The organism is Colwellia sp. E150_009, from assembly GCF_053543955.1.
Map to the genome: position 1 here is coordinate 77,109 of NZ_JBHFOM010000011.1, position 23,740 is coordinate 100,848.

The 23,740-nt window shown below is 38.4% G+C and carries 16 protein-coding genes and 1 pseudogene; 14 read left to right on the forward strand and 3 right to left on the reverse strand.

Annotated elements, in window-relative coordinates:
* The first annotated feature begins 37 nt into the window (after positions 1-37).
* From ACE1OF_RS07360 to ACE1OF_RS07400, 9 genes and pseudogenes are all read left to right on the forward strand, one after another.
* A complete protein-coding gene (locus ACE1OF_RS07360) occupies positions 38-1,774 on the forward strand; it encodes an IlvD/Edd family dehydratase (protein ID WP_448893628.1) in 1,737 nt (578 codons plus the stop codon).
* A gap of 56 nt (positions 1,775-1,830) precedes the next feature.
* Positions 1,831-2,601, forward strand: a complete 771-nt coding sequence (locus ACE1OF_RS07365; protein ID WP_448893629.1) for an SDR family NAD(P)-dependent oxidoreductase — start codon at positions 1,831-1,833, stop codon at positions 2,599-2,601.
* An 80-nt stretch (positions 2,602-2,681) separates the two neighbouring features.
* Positions 2,682-3,752, forward strand: coding sequence for an aldose epimerase family protein (locus tag ACE1OF_RS07370; RefSeq protein ID WP_448893630.1), 1,071 nt, complete (start codon positions 2,682-2,684; stop codon positions 3,750-3,752).
* Between the two features lie 103 nt (positions 3,753-3,855).
* Entirely contained in the window at positions 3,856-4,794 is a 939-nt protein-coding gene (locus ACE1OF_RS07375; RefSeq protein ID WP_448893631.1) for an ABC transporter substrate-binding protein, read from the forward strand.
* A 47-nt stretch (positions 4,795-4,841) separates the two neighbouring features.
* Complete coding sequence (locus ACE1OF_RS07380; RefSeq protein WP_448893632.1) at positions 4,842-6,344, forward strand: sugar ABC transporter ATP-binding protein; 1,503 nt, start codon at positions 4,842-4,844, stop codon at positions 6,342-6,344.
* Positions 6,345-7,490 carry an ABC transporter permease gene (locus ACE1OF_RS07385; protein WP_448893633.1) on the forward strand — a complete coding sequence of 382 codons (1,146 nt, stop codon included), beginning with the start codon at positions 6,345-6,347 and terminating at the stop codon, positions 7,488-7,490. It abuts the gene before it with no gap.
* Positions 7,487-8,449: a galactofuranose ABC transporter, permease protein YjfF gene (gene yjfF, locus ACE1OF_RS07390; RefSeq protein ID WP_448893634.1), complete on the forward strand. Its 963-nt coding sequence runs from the start codon at positions 7,487-7,489 to the stop codon at positions 8,447-8,449. Before ACE1OF_RS07385 ends, yjfF begins: the two co-directional genes overlap by 4 nt.
* Positions 8,450-8,525: 76 nt before the next feature.
* Positions 8,526-9,584, forward strand: coding sequence for a glycoside hydrolase family 43 protein (locus ACE1OF_RS07395; RefSeq protein ID WP_448893635.1), 1,059 nt, complete (start codon positions 8,526-8,528; stop codon positions 9,582-9,584).
* 231 nt (positions 9,585-9,815) lie between these two features.
* Positions 9,816-9,929: pseudogene (locus tag ACE1OF_RS07400) on the forward strand (IS982 family transposase); the annotation flags it as partial.
* A 70-nt stretch (positions 9,930-9,999) separates the two neighbouring features.
* On the opposite strand, the gene ACE1OF_RS07405 reads toward ACE1OF_RS07400, so the two are convergent.
* From ACE1OF_RS07405 to ACE1OF_RS07415, 3 genes are all read right to left on the reverse strand, one after another.
* Positions 10,000-12,420: a beta-L-arabinofuranosidase domain-containing protein gene (locus ACE1OF_RS07405; RefSeq protein ID WP_448893636.1), complete on the reverse strand. Its 2,421-nt coding sequence runs from the start codon at positions 12,418-12,420 to the stop codon at positions 10,000-10,002.
* A 64-nt stretch (positions 12,421-12,484) separates the two neighbouring features.
* A complete protein-coding gene (locus ACE1OF_RS07410; protein ID WP_448893637.1) occupies positions 12,485-13,432 on the reverse strand; it encodes a glycoside hydrolase family 43 protein in 948 nt (315 codons plus the stop codon).
* A gap of 18 nt (positions 13,433-13,450) precedes the next feature.
* Positions 13,451-14,854 (reverse strand): MFS transporter, encoded by a 1,404-nt coding sequence (locus ACE1OF_RS07415; RefSeq protein WP_448893638.1) that lies wholly within the window; start codon positions 14,852-14,854, stop codon positions 13,451-13,453.
* Positions 14,855-15,074: 220 nt separating this feature from the next.
* On the opposite strand from ACE1OF_RS07415, the gene ACE1OF_RS07420 reads away from it, so the two are divergent.
* From ACE1OF_RS07420 to ACE1OF_RS07440, 5 genes are all read left to right on the forward strand, one after another.
* On the forward strand, positions 15,075-16,082 hold the full coding sequence (locus tag ACE1OF_RS07420) for a family 43 glycosylhydrolase (RefSeq protein WP_448893654.1): 1,008 nt from the start codon (positions 15,075-15,077) through the stop codon (positions 16,080-16,082).
* An 11-nt stretch (positions 16,083-16,093) separates the two neighbouring features.
* Complete coding sequence (locus ACE1OF_RS07425; RefSeq protein WP_448893639.1) at positions 16,094-18,061, forward strand: family 43 glycosylhydrolase; 1,968 nt, start codon at positions 16,094-16,096, stop codon at positions 18,059-18,061.
* Positions 18,062-18,128: 67 nt separating this feature from the next.
* Positions 18,129-19,124: a glycoside hydrolase family 43 protein gene (locus ACE1OF_RS07430; protein ID WP_448893640.1), complete on the forward strand. Its 996-nt coding sequence runs from the start codon at positions 18,129-18,131 to the stop codon at positions 19,122-19,124.
* Between the two features lie 81 nt (positions 19,125-19,205).
* Positions 19,206-20,177 carry a glycoside hydrolase family 43 protein gene (locus ACE1OF_RS07435; protein WP_448893641.1) on the forward strand — a complete coding sequence of 324 codons (972 nt, stop codon included), beginning with the start codon at positions 19,206-19,208 and terminating at the stop codon, positions 20,175-20,177.
* Between the two features lie 107 nt (positions 20,178-20,284).
* On the forward strand, positions 20,285-23,515 hold the full coding sequence (locus ACE1OF_RS07440) for a glycoside hydrolase family 88 protein (RefSeq protein WP_448893642.1): 3,231 nt from the start codon (positions 20,285-20,287) through the stop codon (positions 23,513-23,515).
* Positions 23,516-23,740: the final 225 nt, after the last annotated feature.

The following is a 23,740-nucleotide window of genomic DNA, read 5'->3' on the forward strand; positions in this document are numbered from 1 at the left end:
TTGCCACTAAAAGTTTGTAGGTAAGTTAGGTAATACTATGTCGAAAAAAGATGAAAAATTAACGCTTCGCTCTGCAAATTGGTTTGGCACTAACGATAAAAATGGTTTTATGTACCGTAGTTGGATGAAAAATCAAGGTATTCCTGATCATCATTTTCAAAATAAACCTGTCATCGGAATTTGCAATACTTGGTCAGACTTAACTCCTTGTAACGGTCACTTTCGTGAGCTCGCTGAAAAAGTTAAAAACGGTATTCGTGAAGCTGGCGGTATTCCCGTAGAATTTCCGGTATTTTCAAGCGGGGAATCTAACTTACGTCCAACTGCCATGCTCACCAGAAATTTAGCAGCAATGGATACTGAAGAAGCGATTCGTGGAAATCCTATTGATGGTGTTGTGCTAATGGTTGGTTGTGATAAGACAACACCGGCACTATTAATGGGAGCTGCAAGTTGTGATCTGCCCACCATCGTTGTTACTGGAGGTCCTATGTTGAATGGTAAACACCAAGGTAAAGATGTTGGCTCAGGAACACTTGTTTGGCAAATGAGCGAAGATTATAAAGCCGGAAATATTAGACTTGACGAATTTATGAGTGCTGAATCGAGTATGTCTCGCTCTACCGGTACCTGCAACACCATGGGCACGGCATCTACTATGGCGTGCATGGTAGAAAGTTTAGGTGTTAGTTTACCCCATAATGCAGCTATACCTGCGGTTGATTCTCGTCGTAGTGTGTTAGCACATATGTCAGGCATGAGAATAGTTGATATGGTTACAGAAGGCTTAACACTTTCAAAACTCTTAACCAAAAATGCATTTCTCAATGCCATTAAAGTCAATGCTGCCATAGGTGGCTCTACCAATGCGGTTATTCACCTGAAAGCCATCGCTGGGCGCATAGGGGTTGATTTGTCATTAGATGATTGGTCTCAGGGTTATGATATTCCAACCATAGTGAATTTGCAGCCGTCAGGCCAATATTTAATGGAAGATTTTTATTATGCAGGTGGTTTACCGGCAGTATTACGTATTCTTGGCGAAGAAAATCTGTTGTTAGGTAATGAGCTAACAGCGAATGGTCATAATTTATGGGAAAATGTTAAACAGGCACCTTGTTATAATGATGAGGTGATTTTTCCTTTCAGCCAACCGTTAATGAAAAATGGTGGTATTCGTATTTTACGAGGAAATTTAGCTCCCAGAGGTGCAGTAATTAAACCCTCGGCTGCAAGCGAACATTTAATGAACCACCGTGGAAAAGCCGTAGTTTTCGATAGCTTAGATAATTATAAACAGCGCATTGATGATCCTAATCTTAATATAGATGAAATGAGTATTATGGTCTTAAAAAACTGTGGACCTAAAGGTTATCCGGGCATGGCTGAAGTCGGTAATATGGGCTTACCACCTAAATTACTTAAAAAGGGTATTACTGACATGGTACGTATATCTGATGCTAGAATGAGTGGAACAGCTTTTGGTACTGTGGTTTTACATGTTGCGCCAGAGGCGATGGAATTTGGACCACTAGCCGCTGTAGAAGAAGGCGATTATATTGAAATTGATGTAGAACAAGGCTTATTAACATTAGAAGTGAGTGAAGAAGAGTTAACAAAGCGATTAGAAAAATTAAAAGCGAAGCAGATAATTTTTAAAACCGGTGGTTATTTAGAAATATATAGAGAGCGAGTATTGCAAGCTGATGAAGGCTGTGATTTTGATTTTTTATTGGGATGCAGAGGTGCAGATGTTCCTTCTCATTCTCATTAGTAAATTTTTAATTCTTCTTTATAATAAACTCAATATTTATAAAAAAGGGCTTAATTATGGGCTTGAGTAACCTTTATCCTAGTTTGCTTGGACAAGTTGTTTTTATTACTGGTGGTGCAACAGGAATAGGAAGCTGTCTTGTTGAATCTTTTGCTTGGCAAGGCGCTAAAGTTGTCTTTGTGGATGTATTGGTGAATGAATCAACCGAGTTAGTTACGTCGTTAAAAGAAAAAAATGCAGAGGCTGAAGTTCACTTTTATGAATGTGACTTGACTAATATTGATAAATTGAAACAAATTATGGAAGAAGTTGAAGAAAACATTGGTGCTATTTCTGTTTTGGTCAATAGTGCCGCTAATGATACTCGCCATCAGTTTCAAGAGGTGACAGCAGCCGATTGGGATCGCTGTATTAACATAAATTTACGCCATTACTTTTTTGCTATTCAATCAGCTCATAAACAAATGGTGAATATTGGTGGAGGTTCAATTATTAACATGGGGTCAATGAGTTGGCATGATCACCAAGGTGGCATGCCCGGCTATACGGCAGCAAAAGCCGGAGTGGTTGGTTTAACGCGTGGTTTTGCTAGTGAATTAGGCAAAGATAACATTAGAATTAATACCATTACTCCTGGTTGGGTTATGACTGAGCGTCAATTAACACACTGGGTTAATGAAAATACTGTTAAAAAAATCGAAGATAACCAATGTATTAAAGATTATGTAATGCCTGAAAATATAGCCGCTATGGCTTTATTTTTAGCCTCAGACGACAGTAAACTTTGCACAGCGCAAGACTTTGTTGTTGATGGTGGCTGGATTTAAGTAAGCATGCTCGCGATAAACCTGTAGTGTATTTACTAAATAACTATTGACTGAATTATAAAGAGAAAATTGAGAATTTAATGACAAAAACATCATCACCGTTTGCTATCACAACAAAGCAATTAATAACGCCTGCTTTGGCCGCACCTATTGAAATTGTTACGCTGACTAATCGTCATGGGTTAACGGTTTCTTTATCTAATTTGGGTGCGAGCATTATGTCAGTAGTATTGCCTGAAAAAGAAGGGGGTGTTGCAACAGAAATCGTATTAAATTACAAAAATACGAATGATTGGGTTACCAACCCTTATTATTTTGGTGTTACTGCTGGGCGAGTTGCTAACCGAATTGGTGATGCTTGTTTTGAATTAAATGGAAAAAATATTAAGTTAACGGCTAATGAAGGACGTAATCAGTTACATGGTGGTTTTGGTGGTTTAAGTACTTGTTTTTGGAATGTTGAAACATTACAAGATGCAAATGGCGTTGCTGCCATTTTTCGCTATCATAGCCCCGATGGTGATCAGGGATTTCCGGGAAATCTTGATATTGAATTAGAATATCGTTTGAACGATGAAAACGAATTAGCGTTAAACTATCGTGCGGTTACAGATCAAGCAACACCTATTTGCTTAACGAATCATGCCTATTGGAATATTGCCGGTACGGAAGCCGAAGATGTTTTAGAGCTTGTGCTTGAAATGCCAGCAGATCATATTTTAGGCTTAGATAGTGAACAAATCCCAACGGGAGAAATTATTCCTGTCGCTGAAAAGGCATTTGACTTTCGACAAGGTAAAGCGGTAGGTACAGATATTCAACAACTTGCTAACGGTTACGATCATTATTTCGTTATTAATCGTTCAGATCATAATAAAGATCTTATGCCAGTCGCTAAATTAACCGACCCTGTATCAGGCCGTGCTATGGAAATATTATCGACAGAAGCGGGTATCCAGTTTTATAGCGGCAACTTTCTTGATGGTAGCTATGTTGGCAGCAACGACCAAAAACTCAGTAAATTTAAAGGGTTATGTTTAGAGACACATGGATACCCAGATGCTGTAAATCATTCCAACTTTCCTAGTGTTATTGTTGAAAAAGATACCGTTTATCAACAAACAACAATACACCGATTTCTAAACATATAAATAGCAGCAATCCCAAATAAAATTCTACGTAAATAATAATTCCAACTAAACAATAATTACAAATAGGGCTTATTTTAAGCCCTCAAGAGAAGAGGTTTAAATAATGTATATTCGTATTATGATAACACTAATGTTGATATCAATAGCAAATAATGCTTTTTCAACAACAATAGGCTTTTCACAGGTTGGTTCAGAAAGTGGTTGGCGAACTAGTTTTAGTGAGTCAGTAAAAGCGGAAGCAGAAAAACGTGGGATTAATTTAAAATTTGCTGATGCTCAGCAAAAACAAGAAAACCAAATTAAAGCAGTAAGAAGTTTTATTGCACAAGGTGTTGACGGAATTGTTATCGCACCAGTTGTTGAAACGGGTTGGAAACCGGTACTAAAAGAAGCTAAACGTGCCCGTATACCTGTCGTTATTGTTGATAGAAACGTAAATGTTGAAGATCAAAAGTTATTTTTAACACGCATCGCTTCTGATTTTTCTGAAGAAGGTCGTAAAATTGCGCACTGGTTAGTAAAAGAAACCAATGAAAATTGTGCGATTGCTGAATTGCAAGGTACGGTAGGCGCAACGGCGGCTATTGATCGTGCTAAAGGCTTTAACGAAGTGATTGCTAATTACCCGAATGTAAAAATTGTACGTAGCCAAACCGGTGAATTTACCCGTACCAAAGGTAAAGAAGTGATGGAGAGTTTCTTAAAAGCTGAGCAAGGTGGCGCTTCACTTTGTGCGGTTTGGGCACATAACGACGAAATGGCATTAGGTGCTATTCAAGCGATTAAAGAAGCGGGATTAAAACCAGCAAAAGACATTCTAGTGGTATCAGTTGACGGTGTACCTGATTACTTTAAAGCGATGGCTGATGGTGAAGCAAGTGCTACTGTTGAGCTAAGCCCACATTTAGGTGGTCCATCTTTTGATGCTATAGAAGCTTACTTGAAAGGTGATAAAAATATTCCAAAACTTATCAGTACTACCGGTGACTTATTTACCCAAGAAACTGCAGCAGCAGAATATGAAAAAAGACGCATGAAGTAAGCATTCATGAGCCAATGTTCCGTATTTGTTTATCAAGGAGATGTTCTATGTCTGTTGTCTTAGAACTTAAAAATATTAGTAAAACTTACCCTGGGGTAAAGGCATTAGAAGATGTTGATCTAACCCTTTACAAAGGGGAAGTACATGCTTTATTGGGTGAAAATGGTGCCGGTAAATCAACACTGGTTAAGGTGATGACTGGTGCGCAAACTAAAGATGAAGATAAAGGTCAGGTTTTATTTAATAATCAATCATATGATTTTAAAACACCTGCCGAAGCACAAGTTGCCGGTATTAGTACTGTTTATCAAGAAGTTAACTTGTTACCTAATTTAACCGTGGCACAAAATTTATTTTTGGGTCATGAGCCGCGTAAATATGGCTTGATTGACTACAAAACCATGTTGGTTAAATCAGCCGAGTTATTAACGCGTTTTAATTTAACGATTGATGTTAATGCGCAATTATCTTCGTTTTCGGTTGCTGTTCAGCAGTTGATCGCGATTGCACGTGGCGTGGCGATGTCGGCACAAGTGCTAGTGTTAGATGAACCAACCGCGAGTTTAGATGCTGATGAAGTACAAACGTTATTTAAGGTCTTAAATCAACTGAAAGCAGATGGCGTAGCTATTGTATTTATTACGCATTTTCTTGATCAAGTTTATCAAATAAGTGATCGCATTACCGTATTAAGAAATGGTAAGCAAGTGGGGGAATTTTTAACCGCTGAATTACCACAAGCTAAATTAATTGAAGCTATGTTAGGTAAAGAGTTACAGCACTTAAAAGGCCACGCTAGCGATGTCGACGTGTCATTAAATGAAAGTGAAACGATATTAACGTTAGATAATGTCTCTGCTAAAGGCTCAATACAGGCAATGAATTTAACTGTTGGTAAAGGTCAAGCGGTTGGTTTAGCCGGTTTGTTAGGTTCTGGTAGAACGGAAGTATGTAAAGCGATTTTTGGTTTAGATCAATTAACTCAAGGTGAAATCACTTTTACGTTTAATAAATTAAACGTATCACAACCTGCTGATGCTATTAATGCCGGTATTGCTTTATGTCCTGAAGACAGAAAAACAGATGGGATTATTGGAGCATTATCTATCCGTGAGAATATCGCGTTAGCATTACAAGCGCGTTTAGGCTGGTGGCGTTATATTTCTAAAGCGAAACAAGAAGAGCTAGCGCAGTTTTATATTGATAAATTACAAATAGCGACACCAGATGCCGACAAACCTATTGAGCAACTAAGTGGTGGTAATCAGCAAAAAGTTATTTTAGCGAGATGGTTAGCGATTGATCCAACCTTATTAATATTAGATGAACCGACGCGTGGTATTGATATTGGTGCTCACGCTGAAATTTTAACGTTAATTAAAACGCTATGTGATGAGGGCATGTCATTGTTGGTAACCTCTTCAGAATTAGATGAATTAGTGGCTTTTGCCAATAAAGTAGTGGTTATGCGAGATCGTCACAAGGTTACTGAACTAAGTGGTCGAGAGTTAACATCACAGCATGTTATGCAAGCTATTGCGGAGGGATAAATGAAATCTTCAACAAATAATCAGGATCAAGCGGTTTCTGATACGCCAACATCTAATGAGTCTCAACCTGTTCAACTTTCAGAGCAAGAGCAGGCGTTGGCAGTGGCAAAAAGTGCACGTTATCAAGCGGGTGCAAGTAATAACTTTGGTCGATATTTATGGCCAGTTTGCGCGTTAATTTTATTATTAGCGGTTAATTTAGTTTTAGACCCAAGCTTTTTTAGCTTGTCATATCAAGACGGACGCATTTACGGCTCGTTAATCGATATTCTTAATCGTTGTGCACCAGTGGCACTATTAGCGATTGGTATGAGTGTGGTTATTGCCACCGGCGGTATTGATTTATCGGTTGGTGCAGTAATGGCTATTTCAGGTGCCGTTTGTGCCAACTTATTATTAGTGCCTGACGTTGCATTAGTAACCGTATTATTGGCTGGTTTAGCGGTAGGTATTGTTGCCGGTTTAGTCAATGGTTCATTAGTGAGTTATTTAGGCATTCAACCGATTGTTGCCACTTTATTGTTAATGGTTGCTGGTCGCGGTGTTGCTCAGTTAATTAACCAAGGGCAAATTATTACTTTCCAACATGACAGCTTTGCTTTTATTGGGGTTGGTAATTGGCTTGGTTTACCTATGCCTATTTGGATAGTTATTGGCATGTTAGCCGTAACCCAGTTATTACTGCGTAAAACAGCGCTAGGTTTATTTATTGAATCGGTTGGTTGTAATGCCAGTGCAAGTCGTTATTTAGGCATTAATGATAAAGCGGTTAAATCATTTGCTTATGTTATTGCCGGTATTTGTGCGGCACTTGCTGGCATGATAAGTGCGGCAAACATTCAAGGTTCAGACGCCAATAATGCCGGCTTATGGTTAGAATTAGATGCCATATTAGCGGTTGTTATTGGTGGCGCTTCATTAATTGGTGGCCGTTTTTCTTTAGTGTTAGCAATTACTGGCGCACTGATCATTCAAACGTTAGCAACCACCATTATTGTTAGTGGTTTACCAGCGAAGTTTAATTTATTAATTAAGGCATTAGTGATTTTAATGGTTTTATTATTACAATCTGAAAAGTTTAGAAAACAACTTAAAGCGCTTTTTACAACTAAAAGTAGTGCTAAAAATTTAGGAGAAGCAAAATGATGGCAAAACGCTTTCTTCCTTTATGGATCACAACCAGTTTACTCGTTGTTTTATTTCTTATTGGTGCATCACAATATCAAGGCTTTGGTAGTTTGCGTGTTGTTACTAATTTATTCAGTGATAATGCTTTTTTATTAATTACTGCGTTAGGTATGACATTAGTCATTATCTCTGGTGGTATTGATTTATCGGTTGGCTCGGTTATCGCTTTAAGTGGTGTGTTATGTAGTGTGTTAATTACCGAATATCAATTGCACCCATTATTAGTATTTGCCATTGTGCTGCCGTTAGGGACTTTATTTGGTGCGCTCATGGGGACACTTATTCATGTTTATCGTTTACAACCTTTTATTGTTACGCTTGCTGGGATGTTTTTAGCGCGTGGTTTAGCTACCACCATTAGTGAGCAGTCGGTAGAGATTGACCACCCATTTTATGACATGGTGTCTGATTTTGGTTGGTCTTTACCGGGTAATGCATGGTTTGATGCTAGCTCAATGATCTTTGCATTGATTTTAATCTTTGTGGTTATTGTGATGCACTTTACGCGCTTTGGTACTAATATTTATGCCTTAGGTGGTAGCGAACAGTCAGCTCAATTGATGGGCGTTCCTGTTAAAAAAACCACCATTTCTATCTATGCGGCCAGTAGTTTTTTAGCCACACTTGCTGGTATCGTTTTCACTTTTTATACCTTCTCTGGTTATGCCTTAGCAGGCGTTGGTGTTGAGTTAGACGCTATTGCTGCCGTTGTTATTGGCGGTACGTTATTAAGCGGTGGTAGTGGTTATGTTATTGGTACGGTTTTAGGTGTGCTGTTAATGGGCATTATTCAAACGTATATCACTTTTGACGGCACATTAAGCAGTTGGTGGACAAAAATAGTGATTGGCTTATTGCTGTTCTTCTTTATTGTCTTACAAAAAGTACTCAATAGAGATAAAAGTACGCACTCTTAACGACTAAATATAAATAAAAAAGCTGATAATTTTATCGGCTTTTTTTTAATCAAAATAATTATAAAAAGGAGCAAGTATGCTAAGTAAATTATTCAAATTTTTTATTAAAATATCGATTATGAGCATTATGTTTATTGCAAGTGTTAATGCCGCCCAAGCAAACAATAGCACTGCCAATATAAAAAAAAGCACTATACAGAAAGAGTATAAGGTTGAGCCTTTTATTCCAAATAGAGCGGATCCTTGGGTACACAAAAGTGCTAATGGTGATTATTACTTTACTGGCTCAGTACCCGAATATGACCGTATTGAATTACGCCATGCTACTACGTTAAATGGGCTAAAAACCGCCACTAAAAAGGTGGTTTGGCGTAAAAATGATTCAGGGCCTATGAGTGTAAATATTTGGGCGCCAGAATTACATCATATTGATGGTGTTTGGTATATTTACTTTGCCGCTGGTGATATCAATAAACCGTTCAGTATTCGTATGTATGCGTTATCAAATACTTCAGCAGATCCTATGCAAGGTGAATGGCTAGAAGCAGGTAAGGTGAAAGTAGCTCGCGAAACCTTTTCATTAGACGCTACTAGTTTCGCTCATAAAGGTCAGCGTTATTTAGTTTGGGCACAACAAGATGATGCGCAAAGCTATAATAGCGGTTTAGTGATTGCTAAGATGAAAAACGCCTTAGAAGTAGAGCAACCTGAAGTGTATATTGCTGAGCCATTACTTGATTGGGAGCGGTTAGGTTATAAAGTAAATGAAGGGGCTGCTGTACTTAAACGTAACAGCAAAATATTCATTACTTATTCCGCTAGTGCAACAGATCATCGTTATTCGATGGGCTTGCTATGGGCTGATGAAAACGCTGATTTAATGAAAGCTGAAAGCTGGCATAAATTACCTAAGCCAGTTTTTACCACCCAAGAAAATTTGTTTAGATTTGGCCCTGGTCATAATAGTTTTACCGTTTCTGAAGATGGTAAAAAAGATTTAATGATTTACCATGCTAGAGATTATTTAACCTTACGTGGAACGCCACTAACAGACGGTAATCGCCATGCCAGAATTCGTGAAATTACCTGGTCAAAAGAAGGCTTTCCAGTATTTAACAATTTATTAGACGATTAATCGTAGGGCGTGTTGAACTTTAGGTACGAATTTTGTGAGAATTAAACGTATTCAAGGACAGCGTCTATTTATTGATTTAATGCTGAGGGATCCCCACAAATTTAACCTAAATTATCAATTTGTATAAGCTCAACTCGGTTTAAAAAATATAAATGTAAGGGAACTAATTGCCTGTTCCACGATCGGATCTTTTGACTAAAAACATTAGAGCGTATAAGGAACAGGCATGGTATGGATAAGTTAGTTGATATATTTTGTGATGTCGATGATTTTTGTCGAGTATTTATTCCTGAATGGAAAAAGTATCAATTAGCGGATGGCTTTAGAAAACGCCAGCGCGATAGTGGTACCGTGATTTTAAGAATTATTATCTTGCTCAATGACGTTTTAAGGCCAATGAGCAAGATAAGTTAAGCTAATTTTTACTAATTTTTAGTAAACGAATACCGTATAAACCACCGGCAATTGAGTTTGGTTTAGCTTTAAACTTTAAGCGAAATGGCTTGTTCGGAGCACCAATTAAGTGTGCTGGAATATCAATGTTTTCATGATAGAAAACCGCACCTTTATCACCCGTCAAACTAATAGACGTTAATAGCTTATCATTTATTAACACATCAAACTCACGATCTTTATCAGCACCAAAAAAAGTTAACTGTAAAGTAACGGAATATTCTCCTTTTGTGTCCATTAGGTAACTAAACCAACCACGGGCATGGCGCCAATGTTTAGTGCCATTTAAACCTGCTTCACTTTGCTCTGCTTTGAAAAAATGATCAGATTCAGGTTGTTGCTCCCCTGGTTGAATGCTATCTAACGTACGCTCAGCTAATGCTGCTTCTTGTTGCGCCTCAGTTGCTAAGTTTACTTTTAAGTTTTCCCATTCAGCTGGAGAACTTTGTGGAAAATAAATAGTATAGCGGCTGTCATGTAACCTAAAAAAGGGTATTAAGGTTAACGGTGCTTTTTGTACCATAGTGGCATCACCGGTGCTAAAGGTCAGTGGCATATTAGTGACTGGTTTTATCTCATTAATAAAATCAGCTCCATTGCTTAAAAACATCGGTATGTTATCGGTTGGGCAAACAGGCCCTTGAGCAATATGTCCCATACGACTGCTATCAGCAATGAACTCAAGCTTTTCATGTTCAAACGGGTTGTCTTTGGCTGCAAGTACAATTGGACCATGTAAAATTGAATAATAATTAGATTGATCTGGTAATTGCTCAACACTGGTGTGCATTGGGAAAGTTACTTTAACGATATCACCTTTTTGCCAAGAGCGATTAATTCGTATATATTCACTTGGCTTAGCGGTAATGTTAACGGCTTTACCATTAACTGAAACGGTTAATTGACCAGCGGTTACCCAAGCAGGGTAGCGGATGTTAAGCGCAAATTCGCCGGCATTATGCACTTCAATGATGGTCTTTTCTTCATCTGGAAATAGGGTGGTTTGGCTCAGTTTGATATTTTTTTCACGCCATGTAACTTCAGAATTGACAAATAAGTTCACATAAAAATTATCTTCTTGGCTTGCGTAAATCATTTCGCCATATTTAGAATGATTTTCTATACCAGAACCAACACAACACCACATGCCATGAGCTGGCGCTGAATAAACTCGGTAGTGACTCGGACGCATTGGTGTGAAATACACTAAACCACCATGCTCTGGATGTTGTGATGATAAAATGTGATTGTAAAGAGCGCGCTCGTAATAATCGATATATTGTAGGTCTTGTTTATTTTCATACAATATTTTCGACAGTTTTAGCATGTTGTAAGTATTACAGGTTTCAGGGCCTTCAACGTCTTTCACCATGCTAGTGAAGTCTTCACTTGGGTGAAAATGTTCACGAACACTGTTACCACCAATTGATACCGTACGTTTACCCACCACTTGTTGCCAAAAATAATCAGCACTGTCTAACCACGCTTTATCGTTATTTAATTGAGCTATACGGGCAACTCCAACAATTTTAGGGATTTGTGTGTTGGCATGTAAGCCAGTTAATTGGTCTTGCTTTTTAAGTAATGGGTTAAGTAATACTTGCTCAGTATAACGTTTTGCCAAGGTTAAATAATCGTTATTACCGGTAATATCATAAACATCCGCTAAGGTTTCATTTAAGCCACCATATTCGGTGCGAAGCATTAATTGTAATTGTTCATTGGTTAACTTATTACTTAAGGTTAACATCCAATCACTAAATGAAATTAACATCGCTTTAGCTTGTTGGTTATCCGTGTATAAATAGGCATCACGTAAACCGGCAAAAACTTTATGTAAGTTATACCAAGGCACCCAGCTTTTGTTTAAGGTAAATAAGTCAGCTTCAATATGACCATTGGCAATTTGTTTCCAAACTTCAGCACCTTTAGGTACCGCACCTAAATAACCATTACCGTGCGCTTTTTGGCATTTATCTAATTCATTCACCATATAGATTAAACGACGTAAAATTTCAGTATCGTGAGTTGCTGCATAAGCAAGTGACAAGGCTGTTAAATAATGGCCACCAATGTGACCATCTAAGCCTGTGCTCTCCCAGTTTGGATAACTTTCAGCTGTTGATGGTAAGCCTGCCTCACGTTGGTAAGGTGCAAGTAAGCGTTCAGGATCCATCTTGAGCAAATAGGCTATGTTGGTTTGCTGGGCATGATAAAACGGTCCTGCGGTTACTCTTACATCGGTAATTGGAATACTTTTAATCGTAGATGCTTCCATAATAGTTTGTGCAAAGCTAGAAAAGTTAACACTAAGCGCTAGTAAGTTATAAACAAAGGTTATTAAAACTTTTTTTAATAAGTTTTCTTTTAAAAATAATGGCATGTCAAAACCCTTTTAAATAAAAAAGCCCCTATAAAAAATAATAGGGGCATACTAGTGGGGAGACTTAATCTTGTAGTGAAGGCTTACCAAATACCGGTAAGCCATTTTTATCCCAACGTAAAGTTTTTACGTAGGTATGACGATTAGGATCCCAAAGCGGATCTCCTACAATTTCTGTGTAAGTACGTGCGTGATACACTAAAATGTCATCTTGTCCGTCTTCTGAAATAGTAAAACTGTTGTGACCGGCACCGTAGACATCATGTTCAAAACAACTTTTCAATACTGGCTCTTGCGATTTTAACCAGCTTGCAGGGTCTAATAAATCCGCGTCATCATCAGCGGTTAATAAACCCATGCTGTAGTTTTCATCAGTAGCACTAGCTGAATAAGTAATAAACACTTTACCATTACGTTGTAAAACAGCAGGGCCTTCATTTACCCAAAAACCGATAATTTCCCAAGGTAATTCAGGCTTAGTTAGCATAATTGGCTTTGAGCTAATACGATCTGGCGTATCCATTTTGGCAATGTACAAATTACTATTACCCTGAATGCCATCTTCTTTTTGCGCCCATAAATAATATAATTGGTCTTTATGGGTAAAAGTGGTGGCATCTAAGCAGAAGGTATCCATACCTGTATCAACTTGCCCTAAAAACTCCCAGTTACCAGTGAGGGGGTTGTCGTCAGTACAACGTAAAACATACATTCTATGTTGGAATAAATCGTCTTTAATTTCACGGCTTGGCGCAATAGCAACATAAACATACCAAGCACCTTGATTGAAGTGAATTTCAGGTGCCCAAACTAAGTTTGAATAAGGGCCTGTTTCAGGCTTTTGCCATACATTAACGGTTTCAGCATCAGCTAAACCCGCAATCGTTTTAGCGCGGCGTAACTCAATATGATCATAAGCTGGCACAGAGGCCGTAAAATAATAATAGCCGTCAGTATGCTTATAAATAAAAGGATCTGCGCGTTGTTCAATAAGTGGGGTAAGTAAATTCACTTGTGACTCCAATTTGGGTTAAACAGTTGCTTCTGGCGTTGAACCATCAGCTTTAATTTGAGGTTCTTGATTGCTAGCGTTTGTTTGGCTAGTGGCTAATGTGGCTTTAATCGCTTCATATTTTTCATTGTTAATTTTATATTTAAACATTAACAAGCCCATAATGGCGTGGAAAGCACCAGGGATAATTGACAGCATTAAGGCAATACCAGTTAAGGTAAAAGCGGTTTGTGCTTGGTTAGGTACATAGTTAAAGTAAGCTAATAACATAGCAACAATGTAACCGGCTAACCCCATACCAGCTTTTTGAGAAAATGAAATACCCCCGTAAGCTAAACCTGAAACACGCTTGCCTGTTTTTACTGTACCGTAATCAATTGCTTCAGAGATAATAGACCAGAATACTGGTGCATGAAGGTCAACAACAAACGATAGAAAAAAATACAGAACAAAAGCTAGGATGACATCGCTAGGATCAACCATGAAATAGATCATTACGCTGAGTAAACCAACCAATAGTTGGCTATAACGAAACAGTTTAATTTTACAGTAATGTTTAGTGATCCAGGTTGATGCAATCATCGCTAAAATAGCAGCGACAACCCCCGTAGAAATAAAAGCAGATGATAACGCGGCATCACCACCTAAATAATATTTAGCATAAAATAAAGCCACCGAACCACGAATCACATAACCGATAGTGCCAACAATGCAAATAGCACATAAGATTAACCATTGGTCATTTTTCAGTAATAATCGAATTTGTGATAAAAATGGCTTGGTTTCAACTTTATGTTCAATACGCTCAGTAGTGGTAAAGAAGCAAAAAATAAATAATAACGCGCCTAATATTGCCATTAAACCCATGGCAAATTGATAGCCGGCTGCAAGATTATCCCCACCCCAATAATCCGCTAAAATAGGTACTAAAGAAGTCACTAATAAAGCAGCAATTTTAGCGAAAAATAAACGATAGCCGTTCGCTGAAAGTTTGTCTTTTGGATCGTCGGTTAATACGCCAATAAGTGAAATATAAGGAATGGTAACAACGGTAAACATGATGGTAACAAAAATATAAGTTGCGTAAGCCCAAACTAATTTGCTGTTGTAGTCTAAATCAGGAGTACTAAAGGTTAAAAATACTGAAATACCAAAAGGGATAGCCATAATTAGGAAATAAGGGCGGTAACGTCCCCACCGCGTAGTATATTTATCGGTAATGACTCCCATGAGCGGATCAGTTATCGCATCAATTAAGCGTACAGATAGAAGTAATATAGCAACGTCTTCAGGTTTTAAACCAAAAACATCAGTATAAAAGAAGGTGATAATAAGCATCATGGAGGAAATCACCACGTTAACCGCCATATCACCGGAGCCGTAACCGATTTTTTCTAATATTGAAAGCTTCTGTGAACTCATTATGCAAACCTTTTAATATGTACAAATCAGTAACTGATTTGCTTATTTGTGAAATTTCTTAGAATAGGGTGTACCTTTTAACGATAATAGTATGCTAGTATTAATCATCATACAATAGTACTTAAGAAAATAATTCAATTTTACGTTAGTTGAAGAACACTTTATCAGGAGAACTGTTTTGTCATTATTAACTTGGTGGAAAAGCAATGCTAAGCCTTGCATATATTTATTAACCACTTCTTTATTTACCTTGGGTTGTCAAGCGCAAACACTGCCGCAACTTGATATTCACGATCCCGTTATTGCACAAGAAAATGGCAGGTATTACCTGTTTAGTACAGGTCCAGGTATTACGATATATCAATCTGACGATCTCGTTAACTGGCATTATTCTGATCGCGCCTTTGCAGGCGAACCTACTTGGGCAAAACAAGTATCTTCAAGCTTTGGCGGTCATTTATGGGCGCCAGATATTATCAAACATAATGATTTATTTTACCTTTACTACTCTGTTTCTGCTTTTGGCAAAAACACTTCTGCAATGGGGGTTACGGTAAATAAAACCTTAGATAGCAACTCTCCTGATTATAAGTGGCAAGATCAAGGAATTATTTTACAGTCTGTTCCACACCGTGATTCTTTTAATGCCATCGATCCTAACATTATTTTTGATAAGCAGGGCACGCCTTGGATGAGTTTTGGCTCATTTTGGGGAGGATTAAAAATTGTCAAATTAGCCGATAATTTAACGGAAATAGCACAACCTCAAGTATGGTCAACTATTGCCAAGTTAGATCGTCCAGTTTTTACCAATGAAGCAGAGCCGGGCGCTGCACAAATTGAAGCGCCGTTTATTTACAGAAAAGGTAACTACTTCTACTTATTTGTTTCTTACGGATTATGTTGTCGTGGTGACGACAGCACCTATCACTTAGCGATGGGACGCTCAAAAAGTGTTACCGGCCCATATCTTGATAAAAATGGTAAAGACATGGCACAAGGTGGCGGAACTATTTTACTTAAAGGTAACAAGGCATGGCCAGGATTAGGACATAACAGTGCTTATGAATTTAATGGTAAAGATTACTTGGTTTACCACGCTTATGAGTCAAGTGATAACGGTTTACAAAAATTAAAAATATCTGAAATATCTTGGGATAAAGCTTTGTGGCCAAGTGTTGATGAAAGCACTCTAGATACTTATAGAAGTACGATTGATAAAAAATAAAGAGTCTAACAATGAATGAAAATATAAATAAACAAACAGGTAGTCTGATTAAAAATTTGGGGCAGTTATGTTTAGCCCTAGTGGTTTTTGCAATTGCTGGGTGTGAACAAAGTGATAACTTGGTTATTACGCCAGACACTTCTGTCGAAAAAAATAACAGTAAGTTAACACAAATTGCCAGCGATACTTTTGCTAATCCGTTATTTCGAAATGGTGCCGATCCTTGGATGCACTATTATCAAGGTAACTATTACTTAACTACCACAACTTGGGCTTCTGAACTTGTGATGCGCAAGTCACCCACTATTGAAGGACTGGCTAATGCACCCGCACATAATATTTGGACGGGTGATGATCCGTCACGTTGTTGTAACTTTTGGGCGTTTGAATTTTTCCCGTTTGAAACACCAGAAGGTACACGTTGGTATGTTATTTATACAGCCGGTGAAGAAGGCAACGGGTATCACGCTCAAAAAAATCATATTTTAGAAAGTGAAGGTAGTGACCCTATGGGGCCTTATCAATATAAAGACACGCCAATGAAAGATCATTGGAATATTGATGGTAGCTACTTTAAACATGAAGGTGAATTATTCTTCTTATGGTCAGAGTGGCACGGTGATGACCAAGTTAACTTGATTTCTAAAATGACTAACCCATGGACAATCGAAGGTGAACGTACGGTTATTACTAAACCTGAGTTTGATTGGGAAATTTCAGGTCTACGTGTAAACGAAGGGCCAGAAATTATTAAACATGACGGAAGAACCTTTATTGTTCACTCAGCAAGTTTCTGTAACACCGAAGATTACAAATTAGCGGTTGTTGAATTAACGGGTGAAAACCCTCTTAAAGCAGAGTCTTGGACTAAATATGACGAACCCTTTTTCAGTAAAGGTAATGGCGTTTTTGGCCCCGGTCATCACGGTTTTTTTACTTCGCCTGATGGCAGTGAAGAATGGTTAATTTACCACGGTAATTCATCACCAACAGATGGTTGTAGTGGCACCCGTGCTGCACGTGCACAACCGTTCACTTGGTATACTGAAGGTGACAAAAAAGGTTTACCTAACTTTGGTGAACCACTGGCTGATAAAAAACAAATATCTGTACCTAGCGGTGAGCAAGGACCATTATTTGCTAAGGTAGAAGGGGTTAAATACCACATCATAAATAAAGACAGCAGTGCTTGTTTAACAGCTGATAAAACAGGTGCAGTTTCTGTGGGGGCTTGTGCAAGTGAAGCAAGCCAATGGGTTGTTGATCCAGCAGGTGATGGTTTCTACCGTTTCGCTAATGCTGACTTTGGTTCTTTTTTAACGGAAGAAAATTGTTTGTCAGGAAATAGCAATGCAGTAACGGCTGGTGCGTGGACATCATCAACCTGTCAACGTTTCAATATTGATGCATCTCATGATGGTTGGTTCCGTTTTGCTAACGAACAATCTATTCATAATCTACAAGCTAAAGACTGTGCTGCTACAAGTGGTACGGCAGTAACTACTGGTAAAAACCGTATTGAAAGCTGTACTGATTGGCGTATAGAGCCAGTATCAAGCTTAGCTATTATTAATGCTTATAGCGGTAAAGTGATCACGGTTGATGAATGTAGTACAGAAGAAAATGCCAATGTAAGCCAACAAGCCTATACCGATGTTGCCTGTCAAAAATGGCAAGCACAAGCGACAGACAATGGTTATTACCGTTTTCAATCACTTAACAATAGTGAAATGTGTTTAGCGATTGAAACTGGCGAGCAAGTGAAAGTGCCGGGTAATTTAGTACAAGCCTCTTGTCAAAGTGATATGAGTGAATGGCGCATTGAGTTTTTACAACAAGGTACGGTGCGTTTTGTTGGGCGTAGAGCTGGTGCGCTAACATTAGATAGTAAAGATTTAATTAATAATGGCGCTAATGCCTTCCAACAAGTATGGAAAGATACTATTGACCAACATTTTTACTTGAGAGTTGCCCAATAAAAACCGCTTTATCAGCCACCTTTATTTATGTACAGATCATAACAAGTGGAACAACGTGAAGATTAATATGAAAAATATTCTAGTGAAAGTATCTAAACGCATTCTATGTACCAGTATCATGGCAAGCTGTATAGGCTATAGCGCATTATCAACGGCGAAAAACCCAATTATTGACAGCGTATTTACCGCCGATCCTGCCGCTATTGTCCACGGCGATACTGTTTATTTATATACTGGCCATGATGAACAAGTGCCAGGAAAAGCAGGCTTCGTTATGAATGACTGGTTGCTATTTTCTTCAAATGACATGGTGAACTGGCAATCACATGGACCGATATTAAAGGTCACTGATTTTAAGTGGGCTAAGCACTCAGCATGGGCAGCACATATGGTAGAGCGTGATAATAAGTTCTATTTTTATACCTCAGTGTATTATGACAAAGGTGAAAATCCTGGTTTTGCTATTGGCGTAGCGGTAGCTGATAAGCCCACTGGCCCCTTTAAAGATGCTCGTGGTAGCGCCTTATTAACCAATAATATGACGACTCATTCGTCAAATAATTGGGATGATATTGACCCCGCCATTTTCATTGAAGAAAATGGCGATGCTTATATGTTTTTTGGTAACTTTATTCCTAAATACGTCAAGCTAAAAGACAATATGATCGAGCTTGATGGCGAAATAAAAGTACTCGATATCCCCCATTTTACGGAAGCACTTTGGCTACATCAAAAAGATGATTATTACTATTTAACCTATGCCAGTGGTTTACCTGAAACCATTCATTATGCCATGAGTAAAAGTATTCATGGGCCTTGGAAATATAAAGGTTTACTAAATGAAGTGGCTGGTAACAGTAATACTAATCATCAGTCCATTATTGAGTTTAAAGGTAAAAGTTACTTTATTTATCATACCGGTGCTACTCAACATAATTCACCGATTGGTATTGGTGGCGAGTTTCGCCGTTCAGTTGCCGTTGATGAATTAAAATATAATGTCGATGGCACACTACAGCCGATCATCATGACCTCAAAAGGTATTGTTGAACCAGTCAAATAATTGCTTTAAAGAAACATTAACGCAAAAAATATAAAAATATGCGTTTGACTAAATAGTAGTTAACGCAATGAGAGGATAGAGATGAAAAAACTATTATGTGGTTTATTTTGTGCCGCCTTAACAACTGGTTTGACATTTAATGCACCAGCGTTAGCAAAAAATCCAATTACCGATAAAATGTTTACCGCTGATCCTGCCGCTATGGTGCATAACGGTACGGTTTACCTCTATACCGGACATGACGAAGACTCTGACAACACATTCTATAAAATGAACGACTGGTTACTATTTACTTCTACTGACATGGTTAACTGGGAGCATCAAGGGCCGATCATGAAAGTTACTGACTTTGCATGGGCGAAAGAGCATGCATGGGCGGCGCACATGATAGAGCGCGACGGTAAATTTTATTTTTACACTTCAGTTTATCAAAAAGACAAAAAAGGCTTCGCGATTGGTGTTGGCGTAGCAGATACCCCTTATGGGCCATTTAAAGATGCCCGTGGTAGTGCCTTATTAACCAATGATATGACTACTCATACCAAAAATGATTGGGACGATATTGACCCTGCCATTTATATTGAAGAAAACGGTGACGCTTACATGTTTTTTGGTAACTTAGTGCCTAAATACGTCAAACTTAAAGACAATATGATTGAGCTTGATGGTGAAATTAAAGTTCTTAATTTACCTAACTTTACCGAAGCACTCTGGGTGCATAAAAAAGGTGAATATTACTATGTTTCTTATGCCAGTGGTTTTCCTGAAACGATTCATTATGCAATGAGTAAAAGTATTCATGGTCCGTGGGCATATAAAGGTTTGTTAAATGAAATGGCCGGTAATAGTGAAACCAATCACCAGTCGATTATTGAATTTAAAGGTAAAGATTACTTTATCTATCATAATGCTGCGATACAGCACAATTCGGGCATTGGCGCTGGTGGACGTTATCGACGCTCCGTAGCTGTTGATAAATTAGAATACAACATTGACGGCACCATCAAGCGTATCATCATGACCTCAGAAGGTATCACCGAGCTGGCTAAGTAACAACAACCTAGCCCTTTCAGACCAAAAATATTATCGATTTTTTTTGGTCTTTTTTATGTAAGAGTTTTTTTACGTCTATAAAAGAATAGGTCAGTTGGAGAAACCTAATGAATCACTATTTAAAAGCACTACTAGCTGGCACTGTTTTATCTTTGTCTAGTTGTGCATTATATCAAAAAACCAGCCTTGTTCAGGAGCGCTTTGTACCTGAGCGAATGGATGATTTTGCTTTTGAAAATGATAAAGTCGCATTTCGTGTCTATGGCCCAGCGCTTAAAAATTCACAAGAAAACAATGGTACTGATTGCTGGTTAAAACGTGTTGACTATCCCATTGTTGATAAATGGTATCAAGGTCATACCGAGGGTATTTCATATCATGAAGATCATGGTGAAGGTTATGATCCCTATCATGTTGGTAATTCATTAGGTTGTGGTGGTGTTGCGTTATGGGATAACACGGCAACTACTGGTGACAAACTCGTTCAGCCCAATGTTTACACCCAGTATAAAGTGATAGAAAAAACGGCTGATAAAGTTGTATTTGAGCTGAAATATCACTATAGCGACAAAAACATTGATGAAACCAAACGGATCATGCTAGCAACCGGCAGCCAGTTTTATCAAGCAGAAAGTCAGTTCACTCAAAATGGTCAACCCATTCAAGTAGAAGTCGCTGTGGGTGTGACAACTCACGACGGTAAGGCCACGGCAACAGTTAATTCTGAAGGTGATACCATAACTACATGGGAAACCATTGATGGCAGCCAAGTAGGCACCGGTGTTGCGTTACCTAAATTTACCCACACACAATATATTGAACAAAAAAGTAAGTTTAAAGACCGCTCTCATGCCTTATTAGTGACTAAAACAGATGAAGCGGGTAAGCTAACTTATTACGCAGGTTTTGCTTGGAGTAAAGTCGGAGAAATAACAACCAACAAAGCTTGGCAAGCTTACGCTGATAACTATTTAGCCGATAAAAGTGGCAAGCTTGAAATCACCCCTAGCGCAGTAAAATCATTAACTAAAAAAGTGGCAGATTGGCAAATTGAGCATCATGAAGAACAAGGGCAATATCGCGCGATCCCACGCAAGCCACCAGAGTGGATGAACCGTGATCGTTATCACGACTTAGAATGGCATCATGGCGCATTATACGCCGGTATGAATGAATGGCGTAAAATTGCTGATGATCCTAAATACACCAATTGGTTAAAAGCGATTGGTGAGCGTAACGACTGGACCTTGCATCAAAGACCTTACCATGCCGACGATCATACAGTTGGTCAATTTTATTTAGACTTTTACCAGCAGTTTCATAAGCCAGAAATGCTTGAACCAACGCGCAAACAATTTGATTGGATTTTAAACAACCGAAAAACAGGTACATTAAAGTGGTTAGCTGCAGATACCCATGCGCACGATCGTTGGGGTTGGTGTGATGCTTTATTTATGGCACCTCCGGTATGGGCACGTTTAGCTAAAGTAACCGGCGAAGAAAAATATCTTGATTTCATGCATCAAGAATATAAAGCGACATATGATTTATTATGGAGTGAAAAAGATCAGTTATTCTGGCGTGATTCAAGTTACTTTGGCCAACATGAACAAAACGGCAACGATGTTTTTTGGGCGCGTGGTAATGGTTGGGTATTTGGTGGTTTAGCCTTAATGATCCCTGATTTACCACCAACTTGGCAAGGTCGTGAATTTTATATTGAGCTTTACCAAAAAATGGCGACTCGTTTAAAAAACATTCAACGTGAAGACGGTACTTGGTCAATGGGTCTACTAGGTGGTACCGAAGGCTACCCAATTAAAGAAACCAGTGGCACGTCGTTTTTTACTTATGGTTTAGCTTGGGGTATCAACCAAGGCTATTTAGATAAAGAAACCTATCGTCCCGTTATTATGAAATCATGGACGGCTCTATCTAAGTCAGTAACAAGTGAAGGTTTATTAGGTTTTGTTCAACCAGTTGGTGCAGCCCCTGGTGATTCTTTCCCTGATTATACTGAAGTTTATGGTGTTGGTGCTTTCTTAGCTGCCGGTACAGAAATGTACAAATTATTAATGGCTGAAGATGCTGAAAAAAAGCTAACGGTTAATTCGGTCAAAACCCTAATGCATAACGCGGGTTGGTGTTGGTTTCAAGACCCGCGTGCCATTATTAAAGAGGGTAAGCTTGTTATCGGCAGCGTCGCTGGTAATGGTCTCGGTGATGCGGCGGTAGGTGTTTATGACTTAGAAGCTCAACAAGTGTTAGGTAGAACCAGCTTACAAGCTAATTTTGAACATGATGATCACAACTCACCAGTATTTTATGCTCAACCTGACGGTAGCCTTTTAACCGTTTATGCTAAGCATAATTCCGAAAAAGTGCATTATTACCGCGTATCAACCTCAGATGACTTTTTAACATGGGGTGAAGAAAAAACCATTGAAAGCCCAGTTAATGTTACCTATATGAATCTTTATAATTTATCTGAAGAAGATACATTATATAATCTTTACCGTGGTATTGATTGGAACCCTACTTATGTTACCTCTAAAGATAATGGTAATACCTGGAGCGATGAACACGTTCATTTAATTCAAAATGAAGTGGCAGGATTTCAACGACCGTATGCACGTTATGCAGGTAATGACAAAGATACCATTGGCCTTTCATTTACCGATGCACACCCAAGAGATTTTGGTAATAGCATTTATTATGCAGAATTTCGCAGAGGTAACTTTTATCGTGTAGACGGCACGTTTATTAAAAATTTAGCAAAAGATGGCCCACTTAAACCATCAGAAGCTGAAAAACTCTTTCAGGGCGGTGGTGGTAAATACCGAGGTAACGAACTTAGCGTAGAAAAAAGTGCCTGGACCAGTGCCGTTGCATTCGACAAAAATGGCTATCCTCATATCGCTTACACGTATTATTTAAACAATCAAGATCAGCGCTATCGCTTAGCGTCCTGGGACGGTAAAAAATGGTATGACCGAGAAATCGCTTTTGCCGGTAGTCGTTTATATGAACGTGAAGCTAGTTATACCGGTTTAGTTTCTGTTGATCCAACCAACCCAACTCATGTCGTTATTTCAACCAATGTTAATCCAAATACCGGCAAGTCACTTGCTATGCCTCATCAAATTTTCCATGCGAAAATTCAGTTAGATGACAATACCGATAATATTGAGTGGCAGCAACTAACCAACGATAAACACAATGAAAACCTTCGCCCAATGATAGTTAATGGTGAAAAACACAATGTAATTTTATGGTTACAAGGCCAATTTAATACCTACACTGATTATTATTTAGATGCGGTAGGGATCGAATACTAATTAAAGAATAAGATCTAGAACAAGATTAATAACAATAATCTTCATATTAATTTTTGAATGAAAGAAAGAGCAATCAAACTGAGAAATCATTTGTTGCTCTAATTTTTAATACATTTAGCTTTTTAGCTAGTACAGCTTTATTGATAGATGGTTTACTAAGCACGCACCGTTCAAGGCGGTGGATTAAAAATCTCGGTCTGAAAGTTTAGCATTTCTGCTGAAAGC

Excerpts from the sequence above, each read along its gene's own strand:
- ACE1OF_RS07415 (WP_448893638.1), bottom strand. The coding sequence starts at position 14,854 with ATGAGTTCACAGAAGCTTTCAATATTAGAAAAAATCGGTTACGGCTCC.
- ACE1OF_RS07360 (WP_448893628.1), top strand. The coding sequence starts at position 38 with ATGTCGAAAAAAGATGAAAAATTAACGCTTCGCTCTGCAAATTGGTTT.
- ACE1OF_RS07430 (WP_448893640.1), top strand. The coding sequence starts at position 18,129 with ATGAAAAATATTCTAGTGAAAGTATCTAAACGCATTCTATGTACCAGT.
- ACE1OF_RS07395 (WP_448893635.1), top strand. The coding sequence starts at position 8,526 with ATGCTAAGTAAATTATTCAAATTTTTTATTAAAATATCGATTATGAGC.
- ACE1OF_RS07425 (WP_448893639.1), top strand. The coding sequence starts at position 16,094 with ATGAATGAAAATATAAATAAACAAACAGGTAGTCTGATTAAAAATTTG.
- ACE1OF_RS07385 (WP_448893633.1), top strand. The coding sequence starts at position 6,345 with ATGAAATCTTCAACAAATAATCAGGATCAAGCGGTTTCTGATACGCCA.
- ACE1OF_RS07435 (WP_448893641.1), top strand. The coding sequence starts at position 19,206 with ATGAAAAAACTATTATGTGGTTTATTTTGTGCCGCCTTAACAACTGGT.
- ACE1OF_RS07380 (WP_448893632.1), top strand. The coding sequence starts at position 4,842 with ATGTCTGTTGTCTTAGAACTTAAAAATATTAGTAAAACTTACCCTGGG.
- ACE1OF_RS07405 (WP_448893636.1), bottom strand. The coding sequence starts at position 12,420 with ATGCCATTATTTTTAAAAGAAAACTTATTAAAAAAAGTTTTAATAACC.
- ACE1OF_RS07370 (WP_448893630.1), top strand. The coding sequence starts at position 2,682 with ATGACAAAAACATCATCACCGTTTGCTATCACAACAAAGCAATTAATA.
- yjfF (WP_448893634.1), top strand. The coding sequence starts at position 7,487 with ATGATGGCAAAACGCTTTCTTCCTTTATGGATCACAACCAGTTTACTC.
- ACE1OF_RS07375 (WP_448893631.1), top strand. The coding sequence starts at position 3,856 with ATGTATATTCGTATTATGATAACACTAATGTTGATATCAATAGCAAAT.
- ACE1OF_RS07440 (WP_448893642.1), top strand. The coding sequence starts at position 20,285 with ATGAATCACTATTTAAAAGCACTACTAGCTGGCACTGTTTTATCTTTG.
- ACE1OF_RS07365 (WP_448893629.1), top strand. The coding sequence starts at position 1,831 with ATGGGCTTGAGTAACCTTTATCCTAGTTTGCTTGGACAAGTTGTTTTT.